The sequence below is a fragment of the Pseudophaeobacter sp. EL27 genome (genome assembly GCF_900313025.1).
Taxonomy (GTDB): Bacteria; Pseudomonadota; Alphaproteobacteria; order Rhodobacterales; family Rhodobacteraceae; genus Pseudophaeobacter.
The window spans coordinates 215,392-222,093 of sequence record NZ_OMPQ01000014.1 but is presented as its reverse complement, the minus strand read 5'-3'; the positions used below and the strand labels follow the sequence as shown (position 1 = coordinate 222,093).

Genomic DNA, 6,702 nt, shown 5'->3' with positions numbered 1-6,702 from the left:
CTGTATAGCCGGGTGCGGCCACCCAGTGGAGCGGTTCGTAGCAGATGATCTGCCCGGACACGGAGCCAGCCGTGTGAACCCCAATCGCGATATCAAGGTCGCCACCATCAAGTGCCCTAAGCAAATCCGGCGTGTTCTCACAAACAACCTCGATCCGAAGCCGTGGATGCTGCGCGCTGATGATCGACAATATTTTGGGCAGCACGAGAGTTGCGTAGTCGTCTGGCGCACCGATGCGAACGCGACCCTCAGCCTCGGGATGCCGAAACTGGGAAAGCGCAGCATCGTTCGCGAGCAGGATGCGCTTCGCATAGACCTTCAAGGCTTCCCCGGTCGGGGTGATGACGACCGATTGGCGTGTCCGCTCGAAGAGCGGCCTTCCCACGATTTCTTCCAGACGCTTGATCTGAAGACTTACGGCGGACTGTGTCCGCGAGACCGACTGTGCCGCTTTGGTGAAGCTCAGGTGAGCCGCAACCGCCATGAACGACCGCAAAAGGTCGATTTCCAGATCACGCTGCATAATTGATATTTCCATTTGCCATCAATCTGAGAAATATAATTCGTTTCACATATAACTGAAAGAGCGATACCTCGGATCCAGTCTTGGTGCGCGCACTGCCTCATGACTGAGAGAGACGACACCGGCCAACACTGGGAAGGTATCAGAACATGAATGAGGCAAACGCACGCCTAGATCTTGCTGCCGTCCATAGGATCGCCGCAATGGAAGGTTTGAATGAAGGGACCTGGACGCACTTCAGCTGCAAGCTCGGAGGCGGTGAACAGTACCTCGTCACCCCCGGCTCTACTCATTTTTCAATCGTCTCCTCCAGATCCTTGCTCCTGTATGGCCGGGATGGTGAGCTGATCGCCGGTGACGGTGAAGCGAACCATGACGCTCTGCCAATCCATCTTCCGATTTATGAAGCTCGGCCAGACATTGGCTGCATCCTGCACTTCCATTCTCCACACGCGACAGCGTTGACGGTTCTCCAAGACATGCGCTTCGACACCCGATTGAGCCAAACAGCAGCCTACTTTCATGGGAAGATCAGCTATCTGACGACCTACGCTGTGCCGCGCACCAATACGGCTGAAGGCGAGGAAATGGCAGAGGCTCTCGGCACAAAGAAGGTTCTTTTCATGAAGAACCACGGCGTCCTGATCGCCGCATCATCTCTCGCCGACGCTTCGGTATCGGCCTACCAGCTTGAGCGGGCCTGCGAGTTACAGCTCCTCGCAGCAGCAACCGGGGCCAGCACCGAACGCATGAGCGAAGAATTCGCTGAGATGCTCGCCAAGGAAGAGTGCAACGGCGAACCCGGTTATCTGGACGGCATGAAGCGCCTCCTTGAGCGAACACAGCCGGATTTCAGGGAATAGGATAGCGACATGGATGATCTAAACAGGCTGTTCTCAGACAACAGGCCAACGACCCTTACCTTCGATTGCTACGGAACGCTCGTGGATTGGGAAGGCGGAGCCGTAAAGGCGCTGCGCAGTATCTATGGTTTTTCAGATCAGCTCGTGTCCGAGGACGTGCTTATAAGCTTGTTTCTGGAGCTGGATGCGCTTGTCATTCGCGAAGGGATATTTCCCTACAGTTCGGTCCTCGAGAATGTTGCTGATCGCATCGCCGAAAAGCTGCTCGGAAGCTCGATCCCCGAACTCAGCACGGCCTTCCCGCAGTCCCTCCCGACGTGGCCAGTCTTCGCGGAAACCAATGAGGCGCTGACGCAGCTTGCAAAGCACTTTCGCCTCGCGATTATCTCGAATGTCGATGACGACCTGATCGCCGGGACGCTGACCCAGATCAGTGCGCCCTTCGATGAGGTCTTCACCTCTCAACAGACCTCAACCTACAAGCCAGACAGGCCGATTTTCGAGGCTGCCCTACGCAAACTTGATGAGCAGCCGCGTCGCATCATCCATATCGCAGAAGGTCTCGGGGAGGCTCGGCCCGCCACCGAGTTGGGCATGAAGAGTATCTGGGTGAAGCGCTCAAAGCGATCCGATGACGGCAGCAAGGCCATCCCACATGCCACCGCGTCAAATCTCATGGCAATTGTCGAGGCCACACAGTCCAGCCTCGTGGCAAACAATCAAATCAAAGCAGGTAAATGATGATAGATATTGAAAGAATCCGCTCCGAAACTCCCGGCTGCAAGCACGTTCTACACTTTAACAGCGCAGGGTCGTCGTTGATGCCCGCGCCGGTTTTCGATGCGCTGCAGCGCGTCCTGCGCGACGAAAACGAGGTTGGCGGTTATGAGGCGGAACGGCGTGCCCAAGAAGATATTCAGGCCTTCAACACCGAGTTTGCAGGTCTGCTGAACGCCGATCCTAGCGAGATCGCCTATATCGAGAACGCCACGCGGGCCTGGGATATGGTTTTCTACGGGCTGAACCTGAAAGCGGGTGACAGGGTGATCACCCACGAGTCCGAATACGCGTCCAATTACCTCGCCTTCCTGCAACAGTCTCGGCGTCTCGGATTCGAGATTGATCTGGTGCCGTCTGATGCCTCAGGCCAAATCGACGTGGAAGCCTTGGACGGCATGATTGGACCAAGAACAAAACTGATCGCGATCACCCATGTGCCGACACAGGGAGGCCTTGTGAACCCCGCCGCTGAAGTTGGGAAAATCGCAAAGAAGCACGGCGTTCTCTATCTGCTTGATGCCTGCCAGTCTGTTGGTCAGCTTCATGTTGATGTCGCAGAGATCGGATGTGACATGCTTTCCGGCACGGGGCGCAAGTTTTTACGCGGTCCCAGAGGGACTGGGTTTCTCTATGTCCGAAAGGAAATCCTCGACCAGATCGACCCACCATTTGTTGATCTGCACTCTGCAACCTGGACCGAGAAAAACGGATACGAGCTGGCGGACGGCGCGAGGCGTTTTCAGAATTGGGAGAGTTACGTCGCCGGTCGCGTTGGTTTGATGGAAGCCGTGCGATATGCCCGTGCCGTGGGGGTGCCTCAAATTGAGGATCGCGTAACCACGCTTGCGCAGGGCCTGCGCGATGAACTCTCAACGGTAAATGGCGTGTCAGTACATGACCTCGGCCTAAGGAAGTCCGGGATTGTCACATTTACCAAAGATGGCATCGAATCCAAAGCAATCGCCGACAGTCTTCGCAACCAAGGGATCAATGTGTCGGTCGCTCCTGTTACCGGAGCCAGACTGGATTTCGAAGCCCGCAACCTTCCGGCGATGATCAGGGCATCCGTGCATTACTTCAACACGCAGGATGAGATCGCTCGGTTTGTCGATGCTGTGAAGGCGATTTACTAGAAGCAGACTTTCGCCCTTCAACGTCGAACGGCAGGTTCGTCCCCATAGCAAGCCTCCGAAGGCCGTCGGATCTAGTTTCACGAATTGTCAAAACGCGCTTTGACAGCGCCCCGTCGACTCAGGCGCAGTTGCAGGCGACCCTTTGACGCAGCAAGGCCCGCGATTGCCTGAGGGCGTAGGCAGATAACTCGCAACCCCGAAAACGCGATCCTGGCTAATTACCCTTCCAGCAACAGGGCCTGGTCAGGGCGTAGGGAACCAGCCAACAAAAAACGCGGCCTCCACCAGGGAGACCGCGTCTTAAACTCTCACTCGAAAAAGGCTTAGGCCAGTTCGAGGTTCACAGCGGACTCACGACCGTCACGGCCGGGTTCGATGTCAAAAGTCACTTTCTGGTTGTCGGCCAGACCGGTCAGACCGGAACGCTCAACAGCAGAAATGTGTACAAATACGTCTTTGCTGCCGCCATCGGGTGCGATGAAGCCGAAGCCTTTGGTCGAGTTAAACCATTTTACGGTGCCTGAAGCCATGTCCGTAGTCTCCTATAATTTGCTGCCCGCGTTGGTGCGGCAGCCCGGCGTGGTAGGTCTGGATCGAAAGACTGAACGCCGTGAACGGGAGACAGTGGGTCGAAAAAGAAAAACGTTAGCCCAGCCTATATGCGCGCGGGCTCTACTTTTTTCAAGGGTGAATATACGATCAGGGTTTGCGGCTGCCTATTCAGAGCAATGCGCATCTTGGCAGTAGGTGGCACCAATAATGCTTATAAATATACCCTAAACCGTGCCTACACTCTGTCATGTTGCGGTCAGTCCAGCTGTTTTTCGCCCCTTTAAGCAGCGGTATCTTGCCACGATTGGGTAAGAAAACGCAGCAAAAACAACTGAAGCCCGTCTCAAGGACCCCGCTTTCCCAACCCGGCATTGATTCGAAAGCCCTATTGGCAAAACAAGCACCTGCCATTGAATTCCTGGACCGAGCCTGGAAACAAAGCCCTATAGTCACCCCTTGGGCCTTGCGGCGCCCCGGTGCTTTGCGCCTATATGCGTCAACCGCAAAGGACCGCAAATATGAATGACGACAGCATCAGCGAGATCGAGCATCTGATTGCTCTGATGGCGAAACTGCCTGGCATGGGGCCACGGTCGGCGCGCCGGGCGGTGCTGCATCTTATTCGCAAACGGTCGCTGTTGCTGACCCCGCTTGCCGAAAGCCTGGGTCAGGTGGCTGCCAGCGCGCGCGAATGTCTGAACTGCGGCAATGTCGGCACCCGCGACATCTGCGGGATTTGCACGGATGAGAAACGCGCAAACGGGGAAATCTGCGTGGTGGAAACCGTCTCGGATCTCTGGGCGATGGAGCGGGCCGCGAGTTTCAAAGGGCGCTATCACGTCTTGGGCGGCACCCTGTCGGCGCTGGATGCCATAGGCCCAGAGGAACTCCGAATTCCCCGACTGATAGACCGGGTTGCAAGCGAAGGCGTGAAGGAGGTCATTTTGGCCCTCAATGCGACCATCGACGGCCAGACCACGGCGCATTACATTGCCGATCAGTTGGAAGGTCAGGTGCAGCTCACCACCCTGGCGCAGGGCGTGCCAATTGGTGGGGAGCTGGACTATCTGGATGATGGCACCATTATCGCAGCCCTGAAGGCCCGCAAGATGCTATAAACCCAAGGGCTTTGGTATTCCGCAGTCCCGCCCGGGCGCAGCGGCCCTCAGCAAAAAGGCCACACCCCAGGGGCATGGCCTTTGAAACATCTGCGATACAGCGCAAGGTATTAGCCGCGTGGATCGTCAGAGTTGTCCTCTTCGTTCTCATCATCCGCATCCGGCAGATTAAAGAAGCTATCCGCATCGGCCACGGGATCAGCCGAGGGACGTTCATTGCCGCCACCCAGAGTGAAGCCTTCGAGACCTTCAATCCCGGCAGGGATCTTGGGCTCTGCGTCCATGCCAAGCGACTGCTCGGTGGAAACCAGCTTGCGACGCTCGTCATCGCTCATCACGCCACCTTCGGCAGCCTTCTTGGCGGCGGCTTTTTGCACGATCGTGTCCAGCTCAGACTGTTTGCAAAGCCCCAGGGCAACCGGATCAATCGGCTGCATGTTGGAAATGTTCCAATGGGTGCGTTCGCGGATCGACTGGATGGTTGGCTTGGTGGTGCCTACCAGCTTGGCAATCTGGCCGTCCGATAGTTCTGGGTGGAATTTCACCAGCCACAGGATCGAGTTGGGACGATCCTGACGTTTGGACAGCGGCGTGTAGCGCGGCCCGCGGCGTTTTTCTTCCCCCGCAGCTGCGGCGTAGAACTTGAGCTTCAGTTTGTAGAGCGGGCTGGCCTCGGCCTTGTCGATCTCTTCCTGGGTCAGCTGATTGTTGGTCACCGGGTCAAAACCTTTGACACCAGTCGCCACATCGCCATCCGCGATGCCTTGAATTTCCAACTCGTGCATGCCGACGAAATCCGCGATCTGCTTGAAGCTGATCGTCGTATTGTCCACCAGCCACACGGCGGTTGCCTTGGCCATCAATGGTTTTGCCATGTGCTCATCTCCTAAACCTACATCCTGTCCCGAAATACAACTTTCCCGTCGCCTGAATTAGGCTGCCCCGGTGGTTTGGGGTCGGTTTCCATTGTCGGGGAACTTCAGTCCTATATAGTCGCGCTGTTTTCATAAGGAAAGAGGCGATGCACAGGTTCTTATTCGCAGCAATTTTGGCGCTTACCGCGATCTTGGCCCCTGCGGTTCAGGCAGATGGCGAAACGGCGGGGGAGTTCGACTATTACGTCTTAGCGCTCAGCTGGTCGCCCAATTGGTGTGAAATCGAAGGCGATGCCAAAGGCTCCGATCAATGTGACCCGCGCCATGATCATGGCTGGACCCTGCATGGGCTCTGGCCGCAGTTTCATCGCGGCTGGCCCAGCTATTGCAACACCCCCGAGGCCCCGCCCCGGCGCAGCGAGACCGCCGAAATGGCTGATATCATGGGGACTCCCGGCCTGGCATGGCACCAGTGGAAGAAACACGGCACCTGTTCTGGCCTCCCGGCTCATGCCTATCTGGATCTGTCCCGCACGGCCTATGACAGCGTCAACCGCCCAGCGGTCTTTCGCAAGCTGGAACGCTCTGTGACCCTGCCCGCCAGCCTGATTGAACAGGCGTTTTTGGGGGCCAACCCGGAGTTTGAAGCCGATAGTGTCACGGTGACCTGCCGCGACCACCACATCCAAGAGGTCCGCCTGTGCCTGTCACGTGACATGCAACCCGTGCCTTGCGGTCGCGATGTGATCAAGGATTGCACGCTGAAGGACGCGCGGTTTACCCCGGTACGATAGCCTAAGATTCGGGGCCCAGCCCCCTCCCGCCTTGCCATGACAAACCCTGCCGCCCTGCGGGGGG

Annotated in this window: 8 protein-coding genes; 5 read left to right on the top strand and 3 right to left on the bottom strand. The window is 57.0% G+C overall.

Annotated elements, in window-relative coordinates; all coding sequences use genetic code 11:
• The coding region (locus ED661_RS18510; protein WP_162930183.1) for a LysR family transcriptional regulator at positions 1-523 on the bottom strand (523 nt) is incomplete at its 3' end.
• A gap of 149 nt (positions 524-672) precedes the next feature.
• Here ED661_RS18510 and ED661_RS18505 point away from each other — a divergent pair.
• From ED661_RS18505 to ED661_RS18495, 3 genes are read left to right on the top strand one after another with little or no spacing between them, the layout of a single operon-like run.
• Positions 673-1,386 (top strand): class II aldolase/adducin family protein, encoded by a 714-nt coding sequence (locus ED661_RS18505; protein WP_122075868.1) that lies wholly within the window; start codon positions 673-675, stop codon positions 1,384-1,386.
• Positions 1,387-1,395: 9 nt separating this feature from the next.
• Positions 1,396-2,127 (top strand): HAD-IA family hydrolase, encoded by a 732-nt coding sequence (locus tag ED661_RS18500; RefSeq protein WP_122075866.1) that lies wholly within the window; start codon positions 1,396-1,398, stop codon positions 2,125-2,127.
• Positions 2,127-3,299, top strand: a complete 1,173-nt coding sequence (locus tag ED661_RS18495) for an aminotransferase class V-fold PLP-dependent enzyme (protein WP_122075925.1) — start codon at positions 2,127-2,129, stop codon at positions 3,297-3,299. The genes ED661_RS18500 and ED661_RS18495 overlap by 1 nt, the downstream gene beginning before the upstream one ends.
• Before the next feature lie 323 nt (positions 3,300-3,622).
• Here the strand turns inward: ED661_RS18495 and ED661_RS18490 are convergent, their stop codons facing one another.
• Entirely contained in the window at positions 3,623-3,829 is a 207-nt protein-coding gene (locus ED661_RS18490) for a cold-shock protein (protein WP_009809887.1), read from the bottom strand.
• A gap of 540 nt (positions 3,830-4,369) precedes the next feature.
• Between ED661_RS18490 and recR the strand changes: the two genes are divergently transcribed.
• Positions 4,370-4,969: a recombination mediator RecR gene (recR, locus tag ED661_RS18485; RefSeq protein WP_122075864.1), complete on the top strand. Its 600-nt coding sequence runs from the start codon at positions 4,370-4,372 to the stop codon at positions 4,967-4,969.
• Positions 4,970-5,079: 110 nt separating this feature from the next.
• Here the strand turns inward: recR and ED661_RS18480 are convergent, their stop codons facing one another.
• On the bottom strand, positions 5,080-5,844 hold the full coding sequence (locus ED661_RS18480) for a DUF1013 domain-containing protein (RefSeq protein WP_122075862.1): 765 nt from the start codon (positions 5,842-5,844) through the stop codon (positions 5,080-5,082).
• 146 nt (positions 5,845-5,990) lie between these two features.
• Here ED661_RS18480 and ED661_RS18475 point away from each other — a divergent pair, with 146 nt between their 5' ends.
• On the top strand, positions 5,991-6,638 hold the full coding sequence (locus tag ED661_RS18475; protein WP_122075860.1) for a ribonuclease T2: 648 nt from the start codon (positions 5,991-5,993) through the stop codon (positions 6,636-6,638).
• Positions 6,639-6,702 lie beyond the last annotated feature (64 nt).

Excerpts from the sequence above, each read along its gene's own strand:
- ED661_RS18505 (WP_122075868.1), top strand. The coding sequence starts at position 673 with ATGAATGAGGCAAACGCACGCCTAGATCTTGCTGCCGTCCATAGGATC.
- ED661_RS18500 (WP_122075866.1), top strand. The coding sequence starts at position 1,396 with ATGGATGATCTAAACAGGCTGTTCTCAGACAACAGGCCAACGACCCTT.
- ED661_RS18495 (WP_122075925.1), top strand. The coding sequence starts at position 2,127 with ATGATAGATATTGAAAGAATCCGCTCCGAAACTCCCGGCTGCAAGCAC.
- ED661_RS18490 (WP_009809887.1), bottom strand. The coding sequence starts at position 3,829 with ATGGCTTCAGGCACCGTAAAATGGTTTAACTCGACCAAAGGCTTCGGC.
- recR (WP_122075864.1), top strand. The coding sequence starts at position 4,370 with ATGAATGACGACAGCATCAGCGAGATCGAGCATCTGATTGCTCTGATG.
- ED661_RS18480 (WP_122075862.1), bottom strand. The coding sequence starts at position 5,844 with ATGGCAAAACCATTGATGGCCAAGGCAACCGCCGTGTGGCTGGTGGAC.
- ED661_RS18475 (WP_122075860.1), top strand. The coding sequence starts at position 5,991 with ATGCACAGGTTCTTATTCGCAGCAATTTTGGCGCTTACCGCGATCTTG.